Annotated in this window: 17 protein-coding genes; 5 read left to right on the top strand and 12 right to left on the bottom strand. The window is 42.7% G+C overall.

Features of this window, described 5'->3' with window-relative positions:
• Positions 1 to 60: 60 nt before the first annotated feature.
• Positions 61 to 855: a (Fe-S)-binding protein gene (locus NZ848_RS14225; protein ID WP_259016037.1), complete on the bottom strand. Its 795-nt coding sequence runs from the start codon at positions 853 to 855 to the stop codon at positions 61 to 63.
• Between the two features lie 233 nt (positions 856 to 1088).
• Here NZ848_RS14225 and NZ848_RS14220 point away from each other — a divergent pair, with 233 nt between their 5' ends.
• The 3 genes from NZ848_RS14220 to NZ848_RS14210 all read left to right on the top strand — a co-directional run bounded on the left by NZ848_RS14220 (position 1089) and on the right by NZ848_RS14210 (position 4737).
• Positions 1089 to 1991: an AraC family transcriptional regulator gene (locus NZ848_RS14220; RefSeq protein ID WP_259016036.1), complete on the top strand. Its 903-nt coding sequence runs from the start codon at positions 1089 to 1091 to the stop codon at positions 1989 to 1991.
• A gap of 128 nt (positions 1992 to 2119) precedes the next feature.
• Positions 2120 to 2254: a hypothetical protein gene (locus tag NZ848_RS14215; RefSeq protein ID WP_256503997.1), complete on the top strand. Its 135-nt coding sequence runs from the start codon at positions 2120 to 2122 to the stop codon at positions 2252 to 2254.
• A gap of 50 nt (positions 2255 to 2304) precedes the next feature.
• Positions 2305 to 4737, top strand: a complete 2433-nt coding sequence (locus tag NZ848_RS14210) for a TonB-dependent receptor (RefSeq protein ID WP_259016034.1) — start codon at positions 2305 to 2307, stop codon at positions 4735 to 4737.
• A 58-nt stretch (positions 4738 to 4795) separates the two neighbouring features.
• Here the strand turns inward: NZ848_RS14210 and NZ848_RS14205 are convergent, their stop codons facing one another.
• From NZ848_RS14205 to NZ848_RS14180, 6 genes are all read right to left on the bottom strand, one after another.
• A complete protein-coding gene (locus NZ848_RS14205; RefSeq protein ID WP_259016033.1) occupies positions 4796 to 6211 on the bottom strand; it encodes an efflux transporter outer membrane subunit in 1416 nt (471 codons plus the stop codon).
• Between the two features lie 16 nt (positions 6212 to 6227).
• Complete coding sequence (locus NZ848_RS14200; RefSeq protein ID WP_259016032.1) at positions 6228 to 9380, bottom strand: efflux RND transporter permease subunit; 3153 nt, start codon at positions 9378 to 9380, stop codon at positions 6228 to 6230.
• A gap of 11 nt (positions 9381 to 9391) precedes the next feature.
• Positions 9392 to 10528: an efflux RND transporter periplasmic adaptor subunit gene (locus tag NZ848_RS14195; protein WP_259016031.1), complete on the bottom strand. Its 1137-nt coding sequence runs from the start codon at positions 10526 to 10528 to the stop codon at positions 9392 to 9394.
• A gap of 262 nt (positions 10529 to 10790) precedes the next feature.
• A complete protein-coding gene (locus NZ848_RS14190) occupies positions 10791 to 11138 on the bottom strand; it encodes a hypothetical protein (protein ID WP_253529407.1) in 348 nt (115 codons plus the stop codon).
• A gap of 222 nt (positions 11139 to 11360) precedes the next feature.
• On the bottom strand, positions 11361 to 13007 hold the full coding sequence (gene glgP / locus NZ848_RS14185; protein ID WP_259016030.1) for an alpha-glucan family phosphorylase: 1647 nt from the start codon (positions 13005 to 13007) through the stop codon (positions 11361 to 11363).
• Positions 13008 to 13089: 82 nt separating this feature from the next.
• Positions 13090 to 14340 (bottom strand): glutamate-5-semialdehyde dehydrogenase, encoded by a 1251-nt coding sequence (locus NZ848_RS14180; RefSeq protein ID WP_259016029.1) that lies wholly within the window; start codon positions 14338 to 14340, stop codon positions 13090 to 13092.
• A gap of 92 nt (positions 14341 to 14432) precedes the next feature.
• On the opposite strand from NZ848_RS14180, the gene NZ848_RS14175 reads away from it, so the two are divergent.
• Together NZ848_RS14175 and NZ848_RS14170 are read left to right on the top strand one after the other, a co-directional pair.
• Complete coding sequence (locus NZ848_RS14175) at positions 14433 to 15917, top strand: DUF4301 family protein (protein WP_259016028.1); 1485 nt, start codon at positions 14433 to 14435, stop codon at positions 15915 to 15917.
• A gap of 5 nt (positions 15918 to 15922) precedes the next feature.
• Positions 15923 to 17017: a phosphotransferase family protein gene (locus tag NZ848_RS14170; RefSeq protein WP_259016027.1), complete on the top strand. Its 1095-nt coding sequence runs from the start codon at positions 15923 to 15925 to the stop codon at positions 17015 to 17017.
• A gap of 58 nt (positions 17018 to 17075) precedes the next feature.
• Here NZ848_RS14170 and NZ848_RS14165 read toward each other — a convergent pair whose 3' ends face one another.
• The 5 genes from NZ848_RS14165 to sppA all read right to left on the bottom strand — a co-directional run bounded on the left by NZ848_RS14165 (position 17076) and on the right by sppA (position 22997).
• Positions 17076 to 18488 (bottom strand): tetratricopeptide repeat protein, encoded by a 1413-nt coding sequence (locus tag NZ848_RS14165; RefSeq protein ID WP_101728075.1) that lies wholly within the window; start codon positions 18486 to 18488, stop codon positions 17076 to 17078.
• Positions 18489 to 18750: 262 nt separating this feature from the next.
• On the bottom strand, positions 18751 to 19752 hold the full coding sequence (locus NZ848_RS14160) for an SDR family NAD(P)-dependent oxidoreductase (RefSeq protein ID WP_259016026.1): 1002 nt from the start codon (positions 19750 to 19752) through the stop codon (positions 18751 to 18753).
• A 161-nt stretch (positions 19753 to 19913) separates the two neighbouring features.
• On the bottom strand, positions 19914 to 20372 hold the full coding sequence (locus NZ848_RS14155) for a DUF5606 family protein (protein WP_253529385.1): 459 nt from the start codon (positions 20370 to 20372) through the stop codon (positions 19914 to 19916).
• Positions 20373 to 20487: 115 nt separating this feature from the next.
• The gene (yihA, locus tag NZ848_RS14150; RefSeq protein ID WP_253529382.1) at positions 20488 to 21090 is read right to left on the bottom strand and encodes a ribosome biogenesis GTP-binding protein YihA/YsxC; all 603 of its coding nucleotides are present in this window, start codon (positions 21088 to 21090) and stop codon (positions 20488 to 20490) included.
• 137 nt (positions 21091 to 21227) lie between these two features.
• Entirely contained in the window at positions 21228 to 22997 is a 1770-nt protein-coding gene (gene sppA / locus NZ848_RS14145; RefSeq protein ID WP_259016025.1) for a signal peptide peptidase SppA, read from the bottom strand.
• Between the last annotated feature and the right edge of the window lie 241 nt (positions 22998 to 23238).

Here is a 23238-nt window from a genome sequence, read left to right as displayed (position 1 = left end):
TAGATAAACATTCAATCTGCCTGTAAAAGTTCTATGAGCCTAGTATCTTATAGGGAAGTATTAAAGCGTCTGAAGCAGCAATTCGGCCAAATCATACACCTTTACCTCATGTTCTTTTTCTTTGTTTTTCACGCCGTCAGACATCATGACCATACAAAACGGACACGCAACTGCAATGGTTTTGGCACCGGTTGCCAGTGCTTCTTCAATGCGTTCTACGTTAATATCTTTAAAGCCTTTTTCTGGTTCTTTAAACATCTGGGCTCCGCCGGCACCGCAGCACAAACCATTGGTTCGGCATCGCTTCATTTCTACTAAATCGGCATCCAGAGTTGCCAGAACCTGACGCGGCGCTTCATAAACATCGTTGGCCCGGCCCAGATAGCAGGAGTCATGGAAAGTAATTCGCTGGCCTTTAAATGTGCCGCCGCCTTCAATCTTCACGCGGCCGTCGTTGATGAGTTGTTGCAGATATTGCGAGTGGTGGATTACCTCATAGGTGCCACCTAACTCGGGGTATTCGTTTTTGAGTGTATTGAAACAATGCGGACAGGCCGTTACTATTTTCTTTACGCCGTAGCCATTCAGTACCTGTATGTTCTGCTGGGCAAGCATCTGAAAGGTAAACTCGTTACCGGCCCGGCGGGCTGGGTCTCCGGTGCAGCTTTCTTCTGTGCCCAACACGGCAAAGTTCACACCGATTTTGTTCAGAATTTTTACAAATGCAATGGTTACTTTCTTGTAGCGGTCGTCGAAAGAACCGGCACATCCAACCCAGAAAAGCACTTCAGGTTCTTTTCCCTGAGCGGCCATTTCTGCCATGGTAGGTACTTTATATTCTGTAGCGTCTGTCATAGTTTTGTCGTTAGTCGCCCCATCAGACCGAGGCTTATAGCAAAAATAGTATGCTTGCATAATATTTGCAATAATAGAGCAAAATATTATTAAAATGTGCAGTTAAGTATGCTGCCAATAAAAGTCTGCTGATTTGTTATGTCATTCTTCTACAAAAACAGCCTTTTATCAAAAAAAGCCTGGCATCGGGTCATTATCCATGTTTATTTGTTGCGTATTGAACCTGCGAGCCTATGATTCATTTGTTTAATGAAGATGGAAACACCCTTGATGTAGTGAAAATGAATGGTAATTCGTTAGTTTTCTCATCATTAAGGCAATTTTATGAGCCCGTAAAATCGGAAGGGTTTGCCATCAAGTATGTGGTTGAAGGCATTGAGAGGTATCAGCTGAACGGACATAGCTACCCTATTGCAGCAGGTGATTATCTGCTAACTAACGACACCTGCGAAGGCAAGGTTGAGGTTGATGAGAACCGAAACGTAAAAGGTATTTGCATTAATATAAGCCCCCGGCTGATAGCCGAAGTTATTGCCGGTTGGAAACGACCTGATACGGCCTTTAGTGATGCAGAACTGGGCAATTTTTTTGTTTCGGCTCACTTTTTTGAAAGCGGTTATCGGGATAATGAAACCCAGCTTGGGCATTACTTAAGACAACTTACGGCAACTGTTCGAAGTGGGTTAGCTGAGCAGGATAGTATTTCTGATGAGTTCTTTTACACTATTGCCGAAAAGATTATACAAGACCAGCTTCCGGTTTTCAGACACCTGCGGGCTATACCAGGCGTAAAACCAGATACCAGAAAGGATTTGTACCGGCGTGTGCAAAAAGGACGAGATTATATAAACGCCTGCTTTATGTTGCCTTTGTCAATCAAAACTATTGCACAAGAGGCCTGCCTTTCAGAATACCATTTTTACCGTCTTTTCAAGGCTGTTTTTGGGATGTCGCCCAACCAGTATATCATTAAAAAACGGCTGGAATTTGGCAAAAGTATTTTACTGCAACACAGGTACGCTGTATCAGAAGCAGCAACGCAATCAGGCTTTGCCGATATACACACCTTCAGTAAGGCATTTAAAAGATATTTCGGTTTCCCGCCATCAGCATTTTTAAAAGGAAAGCGTACTTAGTCTTTCAAAGCCAGATAGCGGCATTTTAAAGATGTAAAGTACGAATTAGCAGAATTTGACAAATTGATTTACGGGGCAATTGATACCTTTGGGTACAAAATTTTACTAATCCTAAAATCTTACTAATTATGAAAAAGCAAGAAGCGTTTCTTCAATCCAAAACTTTCAGGGTTCTGTTGGTTATTTCAATTGTGTACTGCACCATTGTAATATTCAAAGCCGGCTATGCCACGGGCCAATGGCTGTTTGCTGTACTTAATTAAGCATAAGCCACATTTATAGCATTACTAACGTTAAACACACACCATACATTATGATTAAAAAGCTATTACTATTATTATTCGTCAGCATTACGGCAACCGCACAAAACGGAAACATTAAGGGTACTGTAAAGACCAGTAAAAATGAAGCCATTGTCGGGGCAACAGTTATGTTATCGAAATTCCCGAAGGGCGTTATCGTAAAATCTACTTTTACAGATGCTGATGGTAAGTTTGAATTTGAAAAACTGAGATACGATTCCCTCGAAATCTCAGTTAGTTTTGTAGGTATGGCTAAGTTTGTTTCAGATAAAATTATTCTAAGCGGCCAAAGCCCAACTCTTGATCTGGGTACCATTACCCTTGCTGACAGCGACAACCAATTGCAGGAAGTAGCCATTACAGCTCAAAAGGCTTTTGTGGTTCAAAAAATTGACCGAACCGTTGTTAACCCCGATGCCCTGATAAGCAATGCAGGGGTAACATCGCTTGAGGTGCTTGAAAAAGCCCCGGGTGTAATGGTAGATGTGAACGGAAATATATCTTTACGAGGTAAAAGCGGCGTAGTAGTATTTGTTGATGACAAGCCCACTTATTTGTCGGCTGCAGACTTGGCCAATTTCCTGCGTACTATTCCATCTTCTACTATTGAATCTATCGAAATCATGCCTAATCCACCGGCTAAATATGATGCAGCCGGTAATTCGGGGGTTATCAACATTCGCTTGAAGAAAAATGTAGCCAAAGGTATGAATGGTGGTTTGAATCTGTCTTATGGGCAGGGCCAGAACCTGCGTACCAACAACAGTTTCAATTTCAACTACCGCATCAATCAATTCAATTTCTTCTCTAATCTGAGTGTTAATCAGAACAATACCTATCAGGATTTGACTATTACCCGCAAATATTTCACTGATGCAGGTCAGCTGAGTTCAACCTTTGTTCAGAATTCATACATCCGGCCGTCGAACGGAAGCCGTAATCTGAGAATTGGCACCGATTATTACGTAACCAAAAAAACTACGCTGGGTATAGCATTAAGTGGTTTCATTAACCCATCGAGCCGGAATGTGAAAAATACGGCGGTTATCAGAGACGGACAGGGCAGTATTACCGGTTTGGTAGATGCCTATAATCCTATGGATATTTTATTTAAAAATGGCAGCATAAACCTGAATATGACGCATCAGCTGAATAGTAAGGGCAGAGAGCTATCGGCTAATGTAGATAATATTGTGTATAAGTCAAGCATTGAACAGGTGCTTGAAAACAGTAATCTGAACCCTGACGGAAGCCTTGCCGGCAAGACCATTCTGGCTTCAAATTTACCTTCTGACATAAGCATCAGAGTGCTTAAAGTAGATTATCTGCATCCGTTAACAAAAGGTGGCAGGGTAGAAACCGGGGCAAAAACCAGTTTTGTAAAAACAGGCAACATTGCCGATTTTTATGATGTGGCAGACGGACAACAGCAGCCCAATTATACATTCTCTAATAATTTTCAGTATAAGGAAAACATCAATGCAGTGTATGCCAACTACTCCAGAGATTTTAAGAAAATATCGGTGCAGTTAGGTTTACGTGTTGAAAATACCAACATAACGGGCAACCAATTGGGGAACATAGTAGTGAAAGATTCGTCGTTCAAACGAAACTACACCAATCTGTTTCCTACCTTTTATACACAGTACAGGCTAGATTCTGCCTCAAAGCATGTAGTTGGGCTTTCTATCGGCCGACGAATAGACCGCCCGAATTATAAAGACATGAATCCGTTTACGTATCCGATGGACAGATTTACGTATTACGGTGGTAATCCGTTTTTGCAGCCTACGTTTTCTTATAATTTTGAGTTATCTTATACTTACAACAGTTTTGTTACAGCAACGCTTCAGTATAGCAAAATTGAGAATGTGATTTCGGAGACCAACGAGCAAAGGGGCAATATCTATTATAGCCGGCCCGGCAATTTTGCGAAACAGGTATCTTATGGGATAGAATTGAACGGCTCTTATCCTGTTACCAAGTGGTGGACCGTGCAACTGTATACGGCCTATCTTAATAATACATTTGAAGGGCCTATTTATACTGAAACCCTGAACGAGTCGCGCTGGTTTTGGGTTGCAGTACCTACCAATCAGTTTACAATTAACAAAAAATGGAGTGCCGAACTGGCAGGGTCGTATCAGACCAAAGTATTGTCTGGTCAGTTTCTGGTAATTCCTATCGGCTCGGTCAGGGCAGGGGTTTCTACCAAAATAATGAAAGACAAGGGTACATTAAAACTGAACATAAACGATGTTTTTTACACCAATCAGGTGGGAGGCGACATCCGCAACATCAAAAATGCAGCAGCAAGCTGGTTCAGTTATTTAGATACCCGTGTGGTAACGTTATCTTTTTCGTTTAGATTCAATAAGGGGCAAAACCTGAAATTACGCCAGAGCGGCGGTTCAGAAAGTGAGCAGAAACGTGTGAAGGCCTGATGATAACCCCATCCCCCGGCCCTTCCCCGTTAATGGGGGAGGGGTCGGGTGGGGTTAATTATATTACGCTCTTCCATCCGCCACCTAAAGCCCTGTAAAGCCCGATGACACCTTCAAACTGACTTTTACGCAGGTTAATTAGTTCTATTTGCGCCTGCAAGGCATTTTTTTGTGCCGTAATTACCTCCAGATAAGTAGCTCTGCCAAACTTGAATAATTCTACCGATGTGTTGATGGTTACTTTCAATACTTCTACCTCTTTCGATTTCAACTCATACATCTCATTGGTATTCTCAATCAGATTCAGGTAGTTATATACCTCAGTAAAACTATTCACAATTGTTTTTCTGTAATTAGTGTAGGCAATTTTCTGGTCTGCCTCAGATGCCATCAACTCGGCAATCAGCTGGCGTCTGTTCAATAATGGTGCAAACAAACCACCGGCCACATTGTAGGCAAACGAACCCGGATTAAAAAGTACCGCTGCCCTGAATGCCTGCAAACCCATACTGCCATTGATGTTGAGCGACGGGTAAAATGCTGCCTTGGCTGAATATATGTTGGCATCGGCGGCTATTAAATCAAACTCGGCCTGTTTTATATCGGGTCGGTTTTCAAGTAATTGTGAAGGAATGCCAGCCGATAGTTTTGGTGGAACTACTGTCTCCCAGGCTGCAGCCCTTCGTGCAATTGGTTGCGGGAACCTGCCGGATAAGAAATTAATCCGGCTTTCGTTTTCAATAATTTTCTGTTTTACCTCAATTTTTAAAGATTGTGAGCTCAACAACTGGGCGCTCATCAGTTCTACACCCAACTGATTGGCTTCACCGGCCTGTTTCATTACTTTTACAATATCCAGCGCTTCCTGTTGCAGACGGATGTTATCTTCAAGTATTTTCAGTTCGTTGTCAAGAATCAATAATTCAAAATAGGCGTCGGCAATTTCAGCAACCATTGAGGTTACCACCAGATTGCGGCCGTGTTCACTGGCAATAAACCGCGCTGCTGCTGCTTTCTTCTTACTTTTCAGCTTGCCCCATAAGTCAACTTCCCATGATGACTGTAAGCCCACGAAAAAATCGGGGATGCTGGGTGAAGGCAACTTTTGCTTGCTATCCAGATTCGTAGAAAACTGGGTGTCGTAGTTACCTACGCCATCAATTGTATAATTACCGAACTTACGTGAACCCACCGACAGTGCAGCGGATAAATCAGGTCTGTCAATACCCTGTGTGAAACGTACCCCCGCACGCGCCAACTCAATATTTTGAAGGGCCACCTGCAAATCAAAATTATTCTTAAGCGCTGTGTCTATCAGGGCAGTAAGGGCAGGGTCGTTAAAAAACTCATTCAGAGTGGCCAGTTTGTGGGCATCTGCCCCGGCTTTGGCACTGAATTGCTGTGGTAGGTTTACTGGTTTTTGGTCTGGTAAATTCTGTTTTATTTTGCAGCCGCCTAATAAGACAGCTGCCATGAGCGTGTAAATATATTTAGGCTTCGGCATAAGCTTCTTCAGTGATTTTTTTAGCTTTTTTGTTACGATTAAATGTACCTGCAAAGATGATGTACAGCCCCGGAATGACTATTACCCCAAAAATGGTTCCGAAAAGCATACCCCCGGCAGCCGCAGTACCAATGGTTTTGTTACCAATAGCACCTGCACCGGAAGCAAACATAAGCGGAATTAAACCTGCCACAAAGGCAAAGGAGGTCATGAGGATTGGCCTGAAACGGGCTACTGCACCACCAATGGCAGCCTCCAGTACAGATTTGCCCTCTTTTTGTTGCAATACGGCAAACTCAACAATCAGGATGGCGTTTTTGCCCAGCAAACCTATGAGCATTACCATGGCCACCTGTGCATAAATGTTGTTTTCAAGCCCGAAAAGGAATAAGAAGAACAACGAGCCGAATACCCCCACAGGTAATGAAAGAATAACAGGCAAAGGCAGCATGAAGCTCTCGTACTGAGCAGCCAGCAATAAGTAAACAAAGATGAGACAGATGATAAAGATGTAAATTACCTGATTGCCGGATAATACCTCTTCGCGTGTCATTCCCGACCATTCGTAGGAGTATCCACGCGGAAGTTTTTCTTTCGCCACTTCTTCAATAGCGCGGATGGCATCACCACTACTGTAGCCGTCGGCAGACTCGCCGTTTAACATCGCTGAAAAATACATGTTGTATCGAGTGAGCTGTTCAGGACCGTAAATGCGTTCAATACGGCTGAAAATGGAGTAAGGTACCATTTCACCATTTTTATTCTTGATACGTAACTTCATGATATCATCTGGCTGGGCGCGATACTTAGGGTCAGCCTGAATCATTACTTTGTACATCTGCCCATAGAGAATGAAGTTAGTAGCATAAAAACTACCAATGAGCGACTGCAGATTGCTCATGGCGTTATCAACCGAAATGCCCTTTTTGGCGGCCATATCCTGATCAATATGAATAAGATACTGCGGGAAATTAGGGTTGAAGCTGGAGAACACTTCTTTTATCTCAGGCCGTTTACGGAGCTCTTCCATAAAGGATTCTGTTACTTCTGCTGTTCTTTGCAGGTTACCGGTACCGGTTTTATCAAGCAGTCGCATTTCAAAACCACTGGCATTACCAAAACCTGGCACAGCAGGAGGCGGAAAGAACTGAATCTCGGCACCTTTAATGTGTTTGGTTTTTTCTACCAGTTGCGCAATGATGTCGTCAGCAGTAGCTTTTCTTTCGCTCCAGGATTTCAGGTTGATGGTACTCATACCGAACGACGCACCTACACCGTCGGTCATCATACTAAAGCCAGACAGGCTTGAGATGGATTCAACCTCTGGAAGTTTCTGCGCAATGCGGTCTATTTCATTCATTACTTCTTCTGTGCGCTCAAGCGTAGCCCCTGCCGGTGTAGTTACGTTTACATAAACGGTGCCCTGGTCTTCGGTAGGTATAAAGCTGGTAGGCAGCACCTTGCCCACGCCCCAGGTGGCCACACAAAAGGCACCCAGAACAAGTACGGTTACGAGCCTGCGGTTAGCAATAAGGCCGAGAAGTGTTTTGTATTTGTCAGAAAGTTTATCGTAGCTCCGGTTGAAGCCATCAAAGAAACGCGTCAGTAGATTGCTTTTTTTCTTTTCAAGATGTGGGTTTTTCAGCATCAATGCACATAGCGCGGGGGTAAGCGTAAGCGCATTTACACCCGAAATAACAATGGAAATAGCCATTGTGACCGAGAACTGCCGGTAAAATACACCCACCGGGCCGGAAAGAAAGGCCACCGGCACAAACACGGCCGACATAACCAATGTAATGGCAATGATGGCACTGCTGATTTCACCCATCGACTCAATGGTGGCTTCTTTGGGGCCAATATGTTTTTCTTCCATTTTGGCATGCACGCCTTCTACCACAACAATGGCGTTATCTACTACAATACCAATGGCAAGCACCAATGCAAACAGGGTAAGAAGGTTAATAGAGAAGCCAAACAATTGCATAAAAGCAAAAGTACCTACCAGAGAAACAGGAACCGCCAGCACCGGAATAAGGGTAGAGCGGAAGTCTTGCAGGAACAGGAACACGACAATGGCTACCAGAATAAAAGCCTCAATCAGGGTTTTGATTACTTCATGAATTGATGCATCTAGAAAGCGAGAAACATCATAACTGATGGTGTAGGTCATGCCCGGCGGAAATGTTGTTTCTTTCAGGAATTCGAGACGGGATTTGATATTGGCAATTACCTCACTGGCATTTGAGCCCGGTCTTTGTTTTAAAACAATGGCGGCTGATGGTTTGCCGTTTTCCTTTGAAAGCACGTCGTAATCTAACGAACCAAATTCTAAGTCGGCCACGTCTTTCAGGCGAAGCAGTTCACCGTTCTCAGAAGCCTTAATCACAATATTTTCATACTGTTCTTTTTTGGTCATCTTACCTGTGTAGCGCAATACATATTGTAATGATTGCGACTGGCGACCGGAACTCTCACCTATTTTACCGGGGGCTGCTTCAACATTCTGCTCTTTTAGCGCCTTGATGATGTCTTCGGCCGAAATCTCATAGGCATCCATGCGGGCGGGTTTCAGCCATACACGCATGGCGTATTCGCGCGAGCCCATAATATCAACAAAACCTACGCCGTCAATTCGTTTAAGTTCGGCCAAAACGTTTATATCGGCAAAATTATAAATGAATTTTTCGTCAAGCGAGGTGTCAGAACTAATCAGGTTGATGTACATCAACATACTGTTTACTTCTTTTTCGGTTGATACTCCGGCTTTAATTACCTCTTCGGGTAATTCGTCCAATACGGTTGTAACGCGGTTCTGTACGTTTACGGCTGCCACGTCGGGGTCGGTACCTACTTCAAAATATACCTGTATGATGCTGGTTCCGTCGTTACCAGACATGGAGGTCATGTAGGTCATACCCGGCACCCCGTTAATGGCTCTTTCAAGGGGCATTACTACGGCTTTGGCGCACACTTCGGCATTAGCACCGGTGTACTTGGTTATAACTGAAACGGCCGGAGGGGCAATGTCCGGATACTGTGTAATAGGCAGGCCAATCATAGCCAGAACCCCCAGCAATACAATAAATATAGATATAACCAACGACAGAACCGGTCGGTTAATAAAATTTGTAAACATGTGTATCAGGGTTATTTTATGGCATTGTTGGCCACAAGGTCTTTTGATATTTCGTTCATTTCCACAAACTGTGGTTCAACGGTCATGCCGTCTTTGATATTCTGGATACCTTCGTAGATAATCTTGTCATCAGGCGACAAACCCGAATCTATGATATAGAAGTGAGGCATCCGGCTGTTGGTTGTAATGGGCTTTATCTTGACCTTATTACTTTTGTCAATGACATAGACATACATCTTATCCTGAATTTCGAAAGTGGCTTTCTGCGGAATAATCAGTGCTTTTTTGTATTTTCTTAGCAAACGTACTTTACCGCTGGCACCGTGTTTCAGAATCTTGTCGGGGTTACTGAATCTGGCACGGAAAGCTATATTGCCCGTGCTTTGTTCTATTTCACCTTCAGTGGTTTCTATTCGTCCTTTAAACGGATGCTCCTCACCGTTGGCCAGTATAAGGGTTACGTTTTTAGATTGCTCCTGGTCTGCTTTCAGGCCATTGGCATAATTCAGGTATTCTTTTTCAGACACATCAAAGTAGGCAAATACTTCGTCGTTTTTAGAAATACTTGTAAGCAGCGTGCCGTCTTCTATCAGGCTTCCTGTTTTGTTCGGAATCCGGTTTACAATTCCACTGAAAGGTGCTTTAACCTGCGTATATGATAGTTGTATTTTGGCAAAAGTTTCGTTGGCCTGTGCTTCTTCCACTTTGGCTTTGGCCAGATCAACCTTATTTTTTGCCATTTCAAGTTCTGTATTTGAAACCACATTTTTATCTACCAGGTGGCGTACATTCTTTAGTTCAAGTTCAGTAGCTTTTAACTCCGTAATGGTGCTTTTAAGCGCAGCTGATGCTTTGGCAATGTTTTCGTTCAGCTCAGGGTTGTTGATAGTAAACAATAGCTGGCCTTGTTTTACATACTTGCCTTCGTCAATATAGATGTGGTCCAGGTACCCTTTTACTCTCGCTCTGATTTCTACGTTCTGAACAGCGTTAATCTCTGCCACGTAGTCAATCGGAAGCGTGGTATCGATGGCGATGGGCGATGTAACAGGAAATTTTTCCGTCTCCTGAGCTTGCTTCTGACCATCGTCTGTGCTGCAGGAAGATGCCAGAATAAGCATCGAAAGTGTAATTGTAAGATTTTTCATAAACATTCTTGGTGATTCATATTATTTAATGTAGCGCGTGTGTTAAATTAAATTTATCGTATACAAATGGCTATTCCTAGAAATTCTTTGAAAGTCAAAGTCTTTTGTTGGAATCGTACAATGATATACATAGCAGTAGCCCGACAAGGACTTTGCCACAAAGAAAAACGGTGTTTTGTGTTGGAAGCTAAAATGTTACTTTCGTTACAACTGCCTCACCAGCAGCTTGTAATGGCTGCGGAAGTATGTAGCGACGGTAAATTCAGGCGAACAAATCTGATTGTTCGGGAGGGGGGGTGTTCAGGCCCAGGTACACTTCATGTACAAGGGAGGCGGAAAAAGCAGCTTCCTTACCAGGTTTATGTTCAGCAACCACAGGATTGAAAAATCCGGAGCTGATGTATTCATCGGCGTCTTCCAAACCATAAAAGTTGGTTTCAAAAGAACAACTATCTTCAATGCTAATATCCAGACACAGCTCTGATTCATTTGTTGTGAGTTCATAGATACGGAAGGCATCACTTACGAACTGTCTGCAAATAAATAAGAACATCAGCAGTAATAAAAAATGTACGTATGTAGTAGTTTTTTTCTTAAATACCGGCCTCATGTCTTTCACCAGAAAAAGGATATCTGTTGCAAATATAGATATTAACAACTAATGCACTGCCGGGGTTTCAAAAAACTGCTAAATTTCTCTATAAACAACTTGATTTAATCGACCAAACGAAAGAAGTGCATCTATTAGGAATGGATTATTGGCAATCAAAAAAAAAGGTATCAGAAGAAATGCCCCTCTGATACCCTCAAAGATTGAATCTGCCGGAAATGCCTAATAGAGTTTTTCGTAATATTCGGTTGCCATTCTGTCTGAATCAAAAAAGGCATTCACGTCTTGCATGCTTTGCCATACCATTTGCTGCCATTCGGCTGGTTTGTCATAATACACTGGTAAAATATGCTGCTCAAGTGCATCAAACAAGTTATTGATATCTTGTGTATCTCTGTCATGCTCGGGGTAGCCCGGGGCAACAGGAACAACAAAAGAATTCTGTTTGGTAGCAAATTCGCAAATCCAGCCGTCGAATGTAGACAAATTTAGCGCTCCGTTCATGGCGGCAGTCATACCGCTGGTACCTGATGCCTCGCGCGTTACCACAGGCGTATTGAGCCACACATCAGCCCCGTCTTTTAGGGTCTTTGATAATGCCAGTTCGTAACCCGTCAGCACAGCCATGTTTGGGAAAAGATGACTTAAATAATACAGATGGTTAAATGCATTGATGGCGCCTTCGTCAAATGGGTAAGGTTTGCCCGCCCATATAAACTGAATCGGGTATCGAGTGTTTTTCATCAGTCTTTCAAAACGCTCGCGGTCTCTGGTCAGTAAATCAGGGCGTTTGTATCCGGCAAAGCGCCTTGTCCAGACAACAGTGAGTACTTCGGGCTTGAAAAGTTTGCCACACTGGTCGGCCACGGTTTTAAACAAGCTGTTCTTCAGTTCTTTTTTTCGGTCTGCTATTGTTTTTGTATCGGCTTTTTTTCTGGCTTTTTCAAGCGTTTTATCGGCCCAGTAAAGGTTATTCTGGGCATTGGTTATATGGGTAATTTCGCAAACGCCTGCGTAGCCTTTCCACATCGTACGCGACACGTCACCATGAAGTTTTGACACCCCGTTGGCTTTTTTGCTGAACCGAAGCGCTACCAGTGAATGATTGAAAATGTTATCTTTTATGCCTGTAATTTTCCTGACTTCATTGGTGGGTATGCCGTTAAAAAAGCTCATGCTTTCAAGCAGGTTGATGTCATGCTTTTCGTTACCAGCTTCTTCGGGTGTATGCGTGGTAAACACCAGTCTTTTTTTTACCTCTGTGGCATTGCCCAGTTTTTTATACAAATGAAAAATGCCCGAAACGGCGTGGGCCTCGTTAAAATGGTAAGTTTCCGGCTCATAATTGAGTTCGTCCAGCAATTTCATGCCACCCAGGCCCAGTATCATACATTGCGCAATTTTTGTATTGGCGTCGGCGTCATATAATCTGTATGAAATGGCTCTCGCCCAGGGGTCATTACCGTCAGTATCGCTGGTAAGGAAGAACATGGGTACCGTGCCGAAAGTTTGAGGCGGCAGAAAATAGGCGGCTATCCAGACAGGGCGATTCTGAATAGTTATCTGAAAACGGATGCCTGTGTCTTTAATGAAACTATATATTTTTTCGCGGAATTGCACCGCCATGCTGTTATCAGTATTCCGCCCCTGGTCGTAATAGCCATACTTCCACAAGATGCCTATGCCTATCAGGTTTTGTTTTAGTTGAAACGCACTGCGCATGTGAGAACCCGCCAGAAACCCAAGACCACCCGAATAGGTTTTCAGTGCCTGGTCTATGGCAAATTCCATACAGAAATAAACAGCAGATTTTTTAAATTGGGGGGCAAAAGTATAAGGATGAGCCAGTTGCTCAGGAAGGTTTTTCATACTTACTCAGGTGTTTGTTTGGCAATTATTACCAACAATGACATTTTTATATTTCAACTAATGAAAAATTTATACCAGCCCTTTACCATCTCACTTGTCCGTTGCCGGTTATTACCCATTTTTCGGTTACCAGTTTTTCTAAAGCAAATGGCCCGCGCGCATGGAGTTTTTGCGTAGAGATGCCAATCTCGGCGCCTAGGCCAAACTGCCCGCCATCGGTAAAACGGGTAGAAGCGTTATGATACACAGCTGCGGCATCTACCTCTGCCAAAAACTGATTGGCCAGTGCCTGGTTTTCTGTCAGAATAGCCTCCGAATGCCTTGATGAATGCTGTTGGATATGCGCCAGGGCTTCGTCAATGCCTTTTACGGTTTTAATAGAAATTTTATAATCTAGCCACTCTCTACCAAAATCTTCGGGTCTGGCCTCAAGCAGGTTGGTATAACCTGCCTCTTTAAGTACTGCAAATGCGGGGGCATCGGCATATACTTCTACGTTCCACTGCTTTAAATCTTCTATCAGTAAAGGTAGAAAATCACCTAGAATGTGCTCGTCAATAATGGCACAATCAAGCGAATTGCAAACAGACGGGCGCGATACCCGGGCATTGATTATTATGTTTTTGGCTTTCCCCAAATCGGCTGTTTTTTCTACATAAGTGTGTACCACACCTGCGCCGGTTTCAATGGTGGGAATCAGCGAGTTCTGGCGAACAAACTGAATGAGGGAGTCTGAACCCCGCGGAATAATAATATCTACAAAACGGGTGGCTTTGAGAAGTTCTTCAGTAAACTTACGGTCAACGGGTAGCAGCAATACCACCTCTCTGGCTAAGCCTGCTTCTTCAAGTGCCTGATGTATAAGGCTAACAAGGCATTGGTTAGAAAAACTGGCTTCTTTGCCGCCTTTCAGCACGCAGGCATTGCCCGACCGCAGACAAAGTGCGGCAACATCAACAGTAACGTTAGGCCTTGACTCATAAATAACGCCTACCACACCCATTGGTACTGCTATTTTTTTAATATTCAGGCCGTTTTCCAGCTTTTTATTAAGCATAACTTCACCAGTGGGGTCGGGTAAAAGAGCAACCTCCCTTAAAGAATCGGCAAGGCCCTGAATGCGGCTTTCGTTCAGCAGAAGGCGGTCATACTTGGGGTCTGATTTATCCATCAGGTCAAGGTCTTTTTTGTTTTCTGCCATAATAAGCTCCTTCGACTGCTCAATGCCATTGGCCAGCCTGTTCAGTAGTTGTGCTTTCTGTATTGCTGATAAATTTCTGATACCTGCCGATGCCTGTTGCGTAGCCTGAAGAAGTGGAAAAATGCTGTTCATAAATTTCGCCCCAATGTATTGCCTTGATTCTAATTTTTCGTAAAATTACATCGCAATAATTACAAACGAAAGTATAAATACTCACAAGTAACATGCTTATTGAAAAAGACATTAACAAAATAACACAACGCGGGGCAAGCCTTGAAACCATTCAGCAACAGATAGAAAATTTCAAGAAGGGGTTTCCGTATCTGAATGTAATTAAAGCAGCCACAATTGGCGATGGCATTATCTCTCTTTCTGACTCTGAGGCCGATAAATATGCCGGTTACTTTGATTCAAGAGCCAATGATTTGAAATTATTGAAGTTTGTGCCGGCATCTGGTGCGGCTACCCGTATGTTTAAATCTTTGTTTTCGGCCAAAGATGAAGGGAAGCTGGATAAATCAGTAAATGAGTTTCTGGAACGCCTGAAAGATTTTGCTTTTTATGACAAGCTGATTGAAACCATAGGGGAGGCATCGGCCGATTATAAAACGGTTCTGGAGCATTTACTGACCAGCAAAGGACTTGATTATGGTAATTTGCCGAAGGGCCTTTTGCATTTTCATGGTTATGGACAAACCGCACGCACCCCGGTAGAAGAGCATCTGGTTGAAGGTGCCAGATATGCCAATAGTAACAAAGAAGTGAGGCTCCATTTTACAGTTTCGCCAGAACACAGAAAGAAATTTGTTGAGCTGATTGACGCTGTACTGCCAAAATATGAAGCAGAACATGGTGTAAAATATAGCATCAGTTTCTCTGAGCAAAAACCGTCAACCGATACCATTGCCGTAAATATGGATAATACGCCTTTTCGCACGACAGATGATGAGTTGTTGTTCAGACCAGCAGGGCATGGCGCATTACTTGAAAACCTGAATGAGCAGGAGGCCGACATTATCTTTATCAAGAACGTTGACAATGTGGTGCCAGACCGCCTTAAAAAAGAAACTATTCTCTATAAAAAAGCTTTGGCGGGTGTGTTACTGGAGTATCAGGATAAGATTTTCGGATATCTTGAGAAACTATATAACGAAGAAATAAACGAAGCCCTTCTGGCCGAGATACTGGACTTTCTTGAAACTAAACTTTGTACGCTGCCTCCGGAAGGCTTCGGAGCGTATTCGTTTGATGCCAAGGCCGATTACTGTAAACGTAAACTAAATAGGCCGATACGCCTTTGTGGTATGGTGAAAAACGTTGGCGAGCCCGGGGGTGGGCCTTTCTGGGCAAAAGACCCCGACAACTCTGTGTCATTACAGGTTGTGGAATCGGCGCAGATTGATCTGGATAACCCTGAACAGAAAGAGATTTTCCAGAAAGCCACACACTTTAACCCGGTGGATCTGGTATGCTCGGTAAAAGATTATAAAGGCAATAAATTTAATCTGTTGCATTTCCGCGACCCGCAAACCGGCTTTATTACCCAGAAGTCGCAGAGTGGTAAAGACCTGAAGGCGCAAGAGTTGCCTGGCTTATGGAATGGTGCGATGTCTGACTGGAATACGCTTTTTGTTGAGGTACCTCTAATTACTTTTAACCCGGTTAAAACGGTAAACGACTTGTTAAGAAACGAGCACCAACCAGCCTGACGCACATGAACTCTATCAGGATAGATTCTCCAACTGGAATCAGGCAGGGCGAAGAAATTGATTTGAAGAAACTTAATGATTTTTTAAGCGGGGTGTTGCCGGATTTTGAACCGGTTGTAGAAATAGCGCAGTTTCCGGGTGGGTACTCAAACCTTACTTACCTGTTAAAAACGTCTGGTAACGATTATGTTTTACGCAGGCCTCCTTTTGGTGCAAAAGATATAAAAGGTGGCCACGATATGGGCCGGGAGTATAAGATTCTTACTGCTTTGCAAAACAGCGGGTACAAAAAAATACCCCGGCCTGTTATATACGCAGAAGAAGAAAGCATAATGGGTTGCCCTTTTTATATCATGCAGCGCGTTGAGGGGGTGATTCTGAGAGCTAAAGACGCACCAAAACTAATAAACACCGTTGAGCCTGCGCTGATGCGTAAGATGTCTGAGGCTTTGTGCGATAATCTGGTTAATTTACATGCCATAGACATTGAGGCACAGCATGAGGGGTATCCGGCGCTGATAAACATTGGCAAGCCTGAAGGTTATATTCAAAGGCAGATTGATGGTTGGTATAAGCGTTATCTGGTGTCTCAAACGGATGAGATTCCGGCCATGGATAATCTGGCAGCATGGCTGAAAGCTAACATGCCAACGGAAGGGAAACCCACTTTGATACACAATGACTACAAGTATGATAACCTGGTGCTGAATGCGCATGACTGGGCCGATATACTGGCTGTGCTTGACTGGGAAATGACAACCGTAGGTGACCCGCGGATGGATTTAGGTACCACGCTGTCTTACTGGGCTGAGGCCGCTGATGGTATGTTTGAGAAAGGCTTTAACTTGTCGTGGTTGCCGGGAAATATGACCCGCCAGGAGTTTGCAGACCGCTACGCTGAAAAAAGTGGAAGAGATGTATCTAATATTCTGTACTTCTACGTATTTGGGCTTTTCAAAAACGCAGTGGTGATTCAGCAGATATATGGCCGCTACAAAAAAGGCCTTACCAAAGACGAGCGCTTTGCCGACCTTATTTTTGGTGTAAAGGCTTTGTCAAAAAAAGGTACAGTATCGGTAGATAAAGGCAAGATGCTGTAAGAACGGTATTATCATCAAGCAAAAAGGGCTACCTGATTTCAAGTAGCCCTTTTTGCTTTTATTTGTATTGCTCAATAATTCTGAATAATGCCTTCTGGGTATTCAGGTTCGGGAAAAAATCATAAACCTGAGCGTGGGCGTCATAATTAAGTGTAAGGCCGGTTTCCAGATAATGATAGGCTTCATTAAAGTTGCCGTCAAGAATGAGATAAACCGCCGCCCTGTAAAACAAATCGGCATCGTCTGGTATTTCATTGATACCATCATAAATAATTTCAAATGCCCTGCTGTATTCGTTCTGTTCAAAAAACAACAAAGACCAGCTTAACCAGGTGTCTATGTTTTTGGGGTCTAGTTCTATGGCGTGGGTATAGGCTTCGTTGCTTGATACCAGATTTCCCATTTTTGCCTCGGTGTCTGCCAATAGTAACCAATAATCGGCATTAATTTCGTTCAGCTTAATGGCTTTTCGGGTAAAATGATAACTCTCATACCAACGCCCTAATTCATACAATGCTGAACCCAGACCAAACCAGGCTTCGTCCCAGTTCTCATCCAGATTTATTGCCTCATTATAATACTTGTATGCTTCATCAAACTGCTCCAGTTTTTCGCAGGCAATGCCCAGGTGCGTGTAAACTTCAGCCGTAGGTTTTTCATATTTAAGTACTTTCAGATAACACTCTTTGGCATCAATATGGTTTTCCATATTAATGTAAGTGTAGGCAAGATTAAACCAGCCTGAGGCAAACTTTTCGTTAATAGTAACCGAGTAGTCGTAGGCATAGGCTGCATCTGAATGATTATTGAGCCTGCCGTATACCATACCCAATGCAAACCATGCCAGGTAAGAATAAGGGTTGTTATCGATCAGTTCCTGAAAATAAGCTATGTTTTCTTCCAGTTTTTTGAGTTGTTCAAGACAAAAAACCAGTTCATAGAAAGCTATTTCTTCATTAAACTGATACTTGATTGCTTTTTTATAGAAATGCGCCGCTTCTTCAAATTTCTGCCAGTTCTGGTAGGTCTGCGCAAGCTGAAAATAGACAGATTCCGGCTCTTCTGAAATCAACAGAGCCTCTCTCAGGTACTCTACGGCTTCTTCATAACTACCCATCATATTACAGATTACACCACGCATATAGGTAATTTCGTTGTCTGAGGGGTTGAATGTCGAAGCCCTGTCGAGCACTTCCAGCGCTGCTTCAAACTGCTCGTAATTAGCATGTATCTGGGCCTGGTCTAAAAGTAGATCAAGTGAGTAGGGGTATTGTTCCAAACCCATTGAGCAGGCTTTCATGGCCATTTCCCATTGACCTGCCAGAATATAGTATTCAGATATTTGTTCAAACGTTTCCTCGTCAAAGAAGACCGTTTCTCCGCTTTTGAGCATTCCTTCAAAACGTTCGACAGTCGCTTTTACATCTGCGTCATCGAAGTTTTCGAATCTGTCGCTGAATTCGTGTTGCATGTAAGATTACCCAAAGTTTTTACGGCCCAACCATAGGACGGTAATTTTATAAAAATTTGTTCAGATAAGTCTTAATCATATATAAACGGGCTTCAAAAAAAATAAAAGTGTTTTGATTAAGCTTTTCAATGATGACAAATAGAAAAGAATAATGATTAAATATAATGTTTTTTTGTTAGAAGTCAATAGTCAGGGCCAATTTAATTTCTTTTGGTTTTTGGCCTTCCAGCTAAATTATTGAAAATCAATTTTATTAAATACACTATCGGTTCTTTAATAAAAACACAGTTACCCGCTTTAAGGTTTCGTCAAAATCAGTAAACTTGAAATGCAAGGCGTTTTGTATTTTGGTGTTTTTGTACACAAATTTCATCAGCGAATTTTTGGCTGTTTCTTTGGTTATCAGCGGAGCTTTACCTGTAAGCATAGAGCGGAAGGCTTCTAAACGCCAGATGATTTCAGTAAGAACCGGAGACACTTTTCTGGTTGGCGGTTTTTTATTAAACAAGCCGGCGGCCTTTGTAAAAAAGTCTTTATAACTCACTGTTCCACCGTTCAGAATATACCTTTCTCCGTCAATGTCAGAGTTAATGAGTTGATAAACAGCTTCTACCACATCATTTACATCAACATAGTTCAAGTTGCCTTCGCTATAGAAACGGTGTTCGTCATAAGCATATTTAAACAGCTGAGTGCTGCTTTTGCCCCAGTCGCTTTCGCCAAGAATAACCGATGGATTTACTATTACCACAGGCAGGCCTTCTGCATTAGCGCGCCATACTTCAAGCTCGGCCAGATACTTGGTTTTGGCATAATGTGAATTAATGGGCGATTCTTCCCATTTCTGGTTTTCATCTATTTCAATAGATGGGGATGTTAGCTTTAACTGCACATCTGGTTTTCCTAAGGCGGCTATAGAGCTTATGTGGCAAAGCTTTTTTACCCCGTGCATCAGGCAGGTGTTTACTACATTGGCGGTGCCTTCTACGTTTACTTTCAGCATACGGTCTTTGTCTTTGGGCGCATAAGAAACCACTGCCGCGGTGTGCACAACAAAATCTACCTTCTCTAAAGCCTGCTCTAACGATTTAATGTCCAGAATGTCGCCCTCAACAATTTTTATTTTGTCCGCTACTTCTTTCAATGAGTTCAGGTCGCTTTCTGCACGGCATAAAGCCAGTACTTCAAAATCTTCTTGGGCAAATCGTCTGGCTGTTGCACTACCCAGAAGTCCGTTCGCTCCGGTAATAAGTATGCGTTTCATATAGATATCTATTAAACTGGCCTGTATTCTATGTTTTGCAAAGGTAATAGCAAAACTGCTAAAAAAAAGCAGTGAGTGGTTTTGGCAAAGGGCATGCAAACAAAAACTCCCTTATTGAACTGTAAGCCAACAAGGGAGTTTTGGGTGCTGTATACAGAATATTACGCTTTTGCTTCTTCAGCCGCCGGTGTGGCTTCGGTTACTTCTTCAGCCGCTGGCGCTTCAAAAACTTCAGGTAAATATTTTGAAAGAACGTTATACCAGGTGATGATTTTCTTAACATCAGACGCATAAACGCGCTCGCGATCAAAATCAGGCGCTATATCTGCAAAAAAATCAAAAAGCTGGTTGTTTGAGAAATTCTTGTAGGTTTCTTCAACAGTCTCTCCATGTACTTCTCTGATTTTCAGGAAAATATCAGAAAGTGGTATTGACTTATTGTGGTCTTCGGTATAGATTGAAATATCTTTTAAAACAGAAACCCGTGCATTGGCGCTTGCCATTTCACGCTGTTTTTTGTCATCTAGGGTTTCTACAATTACGCCATTACGGCCTGGCTTTAAAATTTTGTACAATCCGCTTTTTCCCGATATATGGGCAATGTCTCTAAGTAATTCCATTGGATGTTAAGCTTTTTTAAGGCTAAGCCTCAAATTGTTTGAGTAATTGAATAAAAAATTCAGTAAATAGCCGGAGTCAGACAACCAACGGCTAATGCGGCTGCAAAATTATAAATTATTTTTTAAATGCCTGATTTAACTCTTCTATTGCTTTCAATAATTCTTCACGGCCTGTTTTTCTTTCTGACGAGGTTACGAAGTACGGAGGAACCTTGCTCCAGGTCATTAACATTGTTTTTTTGAATAAGTCAATGTTTTGCTCGGCTGTAACTTTGCCCACTTTATCGGCCTTGGTAAATATGATATAAAACGGGATGTCCTTCTCGCCCAGCGCATCAATAAAGTTCAGGTCAACGGTTTGTGGTTCAATTCTGATGTCAATCAGTACAAATACGCACATCAGGTTTTCGCGGTAGGCCAGGTAGTCCCAAATCATTTTATCCCATTTGTCGCGTTCGGCTTTCGGGGCCTTTGCAAAACCATAGCCGGGTAAGTCAACAAGAAACCATGCATTATTAACCATAAAATGATTGATAAGCTGGGTTTTGCCGGGTGTCTGCGAGGTCTTAGCCAGATTTTTGGTTGCCGTAAGCATATTAATCAATGAAGATTTACCTACATTTGACCGGCCGATAAACGCGTATTCGGGCAGTAAAGGTTTTGGGCTCTTACGGTAGTCGGAGGCACTCTGTACAAATTTGGCTTCTGTTTGCTTCATAACATTTCTCTGTTGGCCAATACAAATTATTGACTTGGGTATCTCATTCTTTTAAACAAAGAAGAGAGAACAAAGCACAAAGGTAGTACTTTTTTCTCTCTTCTTCTGGTTTGTAAGCCTTGCTTTACGGGCAACGGTTACTTTATCTCCATTTCAAATGGTATTCTGGCCTGTAGTTTATCCATGCTTTGTAAGGTTTTAACCTGTTTTGCCAATGGCGCCAGTGTACCCAGATATGCCCTTAGTTTTTCTTCTTCTCTTTCCTTGCCGAATTTCTCCATAAAGGCCTCAATTCCGGTCTTCTGTATCGGGTAGTATTTCACCCGGTAGTCTCCTTCTTTTAATTTTGCTTTTTTAGCTGCAATACTGATGGCAACATCCATCCCTCCTAAAACATCAACCAGACCATTTTCTTTGGCTTGTTTGCCTGTCCAGACCCTTCCACCTGCCAGAGATTTCAATTTCTCAATGCTCATGTGGCGGCCTTTGGCTGCTTTTGATGTAAACTCTTCGTACCCGCGGTTAACACTGTTCTGAATCATCATTTTTTCGGCATCGCTCATGGTGCGGGTCGCTGAAGGAAAATCTGAATATTGGTGTGTACCCACGCCGTCAAAAGTAATGCCCAGTTTCTGGTTCATCAGGGTTTCAACATTGAAAAGCATACCAAATATACCAATAGACCCGGTTATGGTTGTAGGGCGTGCCACAATGGTATCGCAAGGCATAGCCATATAGTATCCACCGGAAGCGGCGTAGTCGCCCATTGAGGCAATAACCGGTTTTACTTTTTTGGTCAATTCTATTTCTCTCCACATGATGTCAGACGCCAGCGAACTACCACCACCCGAGTTGATTCTGATTACGACGGCTTTCACCTTGTTATCTTTACGAGCTTTTTGCAATTCTTTAATGATTTTGTCTGAACCAATAGAGCCATCTTCGCCTTCTCCGGTTACAATATCTCCTTCTCCTACAATTACGGCAATTCTGTTTGACAGGCTTCCTTCCTTAACAAACTTCTCGGCTTTCAGATATTTATGAATACTGATGTAAGATATTTTCTTGTCATTTTCTTCTCCGGCAGCTTTTCTCAATGCCTGTTCAAATTCGTCCCAGTAGCCTGTGTTGGTTATTAGTTTGTATTTTACGGCATCAGACGGTTCCTGAATCAATGCGTTGTTAAGAATATTGTTCAGTTCTTCCATTGGGATTTTTCTCGATTCCGAGATGTCTCCATAGAAGCGCGCGGCTATGTCGTTTATAAAAGATTGTGTCTGCTCGCGGTTGGCATCACTCATATTGGTTCTGATGAAAGGCTCAACGGCACTTTTATACTCACCAACTCTGAAAATCTCGGGCTTCACGCCTATTTTTTCAAAAAGGCCTTTCATAAAAGTATATTTGGCGCTTAGTCCGTTAAAATCCAGGCCGCCACTTGGGTTAAGGTAGCTTTTGTCGGCCACGCTTGATAAATAGACAGCGCCCTCAGACATCACTTCGGCATAAGAGTAAATAAACTTTCCTGATTTCCGGAAGTCAACCAAATACCCTCTGATTTCCTCAAGCGTAGCAAAACCGGCTGTAGGGTACTCTGCATGCAGGTAAATGCCCTTGATGTTCGGGTCTAGTTTGGCGTTCGCAATAGCTTCTTTTATTTGAGGTAAACCTACCTGCCCGGGGCCTCTGCCACCAGAAAGAAGCTCGGTGAAGGGATCCTCCTGAGGTGTGTTCTCTCGGATTATCTGATTAAGGTCTAATTTTAGAACGGAGTTTTTTGATACAAATGTTTTTTCGTCAGAATTAGACATCAATGAGCCAATACCCACCAGTATAAAGAAACAAACTACAAAAAACAAAAGCAGCCCAACGATTGTCGCAAAGACGTATTTCAGGAATTGTAACATAATTTTTTAAAACGGTATAGTTAATTTAGTGTTTTCATGTATAAGAATTACTTTTTCAAGACCTCAGGGTAGCTGTTTAGTTGCGGTTTAGCTCCGGATAGTTTTTCAAAAATAATTATTAATTGCAAAAATATATGTTGCCACATTAATAAGTACAGATATTTTGATAAATGGCAGAAGTATTAGCTAAGAGGAAATTTGAAAGGATAAAAAAAGGCACCTGTAAAACTCAGTTGACAGG

The sequence above is a fragment of the Emticicia fluvialis genome (assembly GCF_024793945.1).
Classification (GTDB): Bacteria; Bacteroidota; Bacteroidia; order Cytophagales; family Spirosomataceae; genus Emticicia; species Emticicia fluvialis.
Note: the sequence above shows the minus strand (reverse complement) of the source record. Positions and strands in the feature narration are given on the sequence as shown.

What these genes read in the sequence shown, in the direction of transcription:
- NZ848_RS14225 (WP_259016037.1), bottom strand. Translation starts at nt 855, where the DNA reads ATGACAGACGCTACAGAATATAAAGTACCTACCATGGCAGAAATGGCC.
- NZ848_RS14220 (WP_259016036.1), top strand. Translation starts at nt 1,089, where the DNA reads ATGATTCATTTGTTTAATGAAGATGGAAACACCCTTGATGTAGTGAAA.
- NZ848_RS14215 (WP_256503997.1), top strand. Translation starts at nt 2,120, where the DNA reads ATGAAAAAGCAAGAAGCGTTTCTTCAATCCAAAACTTTCAGGGTTCTG.
- NZ848_RS14210 (WP_259016034.1), top strand. Translation starts at nt 2,305, where the DNA reads ATGATTAAAAAGCTATTACTATTATTATTCGTCAGCATTACGGCAACC.
- NZ848_RS14205 (WP_259016033.1), bottom strand. Translation starts at nt 6,211, where the DNA reads ATGGCAGCTGTCTTATTAGGCGGCTGCAAAATAAAACAGAATTTACCA.
- NZ848_RS14200 (WP_259016032.1), bottom strand. Translation starts at nt 9,380, where the DNA reads ATGTTTACAAATTTTATTAACCGACCGGTTCTGTCGTTGGTTATATCT.
- NZ848_RS14195 (WP_259016031.1), bottom strand. Translation starts at nt 10,528, where the DNA reads ATGAAAAATCTTACAATTACACTTTCGATGCTTATTCTGGCATCTTCC.
- NZ848_RS14190 (WP_253529407.1), bottom strand. Translation starts at nt 11,138, where the DNA reads ATGAGGCCGGTATTTAAGAAAAAAACTACTACATACGTACATTTTTTA.
- glgP (WP_259016030.1), bottom strand. Translation starts at nt 13,007, where the DNA reads ATGAAAAACCTTCCTGAGCAACTGGCTCATCCTTATACTTTTGCCCCC.
- NZ848_RS14180 (WP_259016029.1), bottom strand. Translation starts at nt 14,340, where the DNA reads ATGAACAGCATTTTTCCACTTCTTCAGGCTACGCAACAGGCATCGGCA.
- NZ848_RS14175 (WP_259016028.1), top strand. Translation starts at nt 14,433, where the DNA reads ATGCTTATTGAAAAAGACATTAACAAAATAACACAACGCGGGGCAAGC.
- NZ848_RS14170 (WP_259016027.1), top strand. Translation starts at nt 15,923, where the DNA reads ATGAACTCTATCAGGATAGATTCTCCAACTGGAATCAGGCAGGGCGAA.
- NZ848_RS14165 (WP_101728075.1), bottom strand. Translation starts at nt 18,488, where the DNA reads ATGCAACACGAATTCAGCGACAGATTCGAAAACTTCGATGACGCAGAT.
- NZ848_RS14160 (WP_259016026.1), bottom strand. Translation starts at nt 19,752, where the DNA reads ATGAAACGCATACTTATTACCGGAGCGAACGGACTTCTGGGTAGTGCA.
- NZ848_RS14155 (WP_253529385.1), bottom strand. Translation starts at nt 20,372, where the DNA reads ATGGAATTACTTAGAGACATTGCCCATATATCGGGAAAAAGCGGATTG.
- yihA (WP_253529382.1), bottom strand. Translation starts at nt 21,090, where the DNA reads ATGAAGCAAACAGAAGCCAAATTTGTACAGAGTGCCTCCGACTACCGT.
- sppA (WP_259016025.1), bottom strand. Translation starts at nt 22,997, where the DNA reads ATGTTACAATTCCTGAAATACGTCTTTGCGACAATCGTTGGGCTGCTT.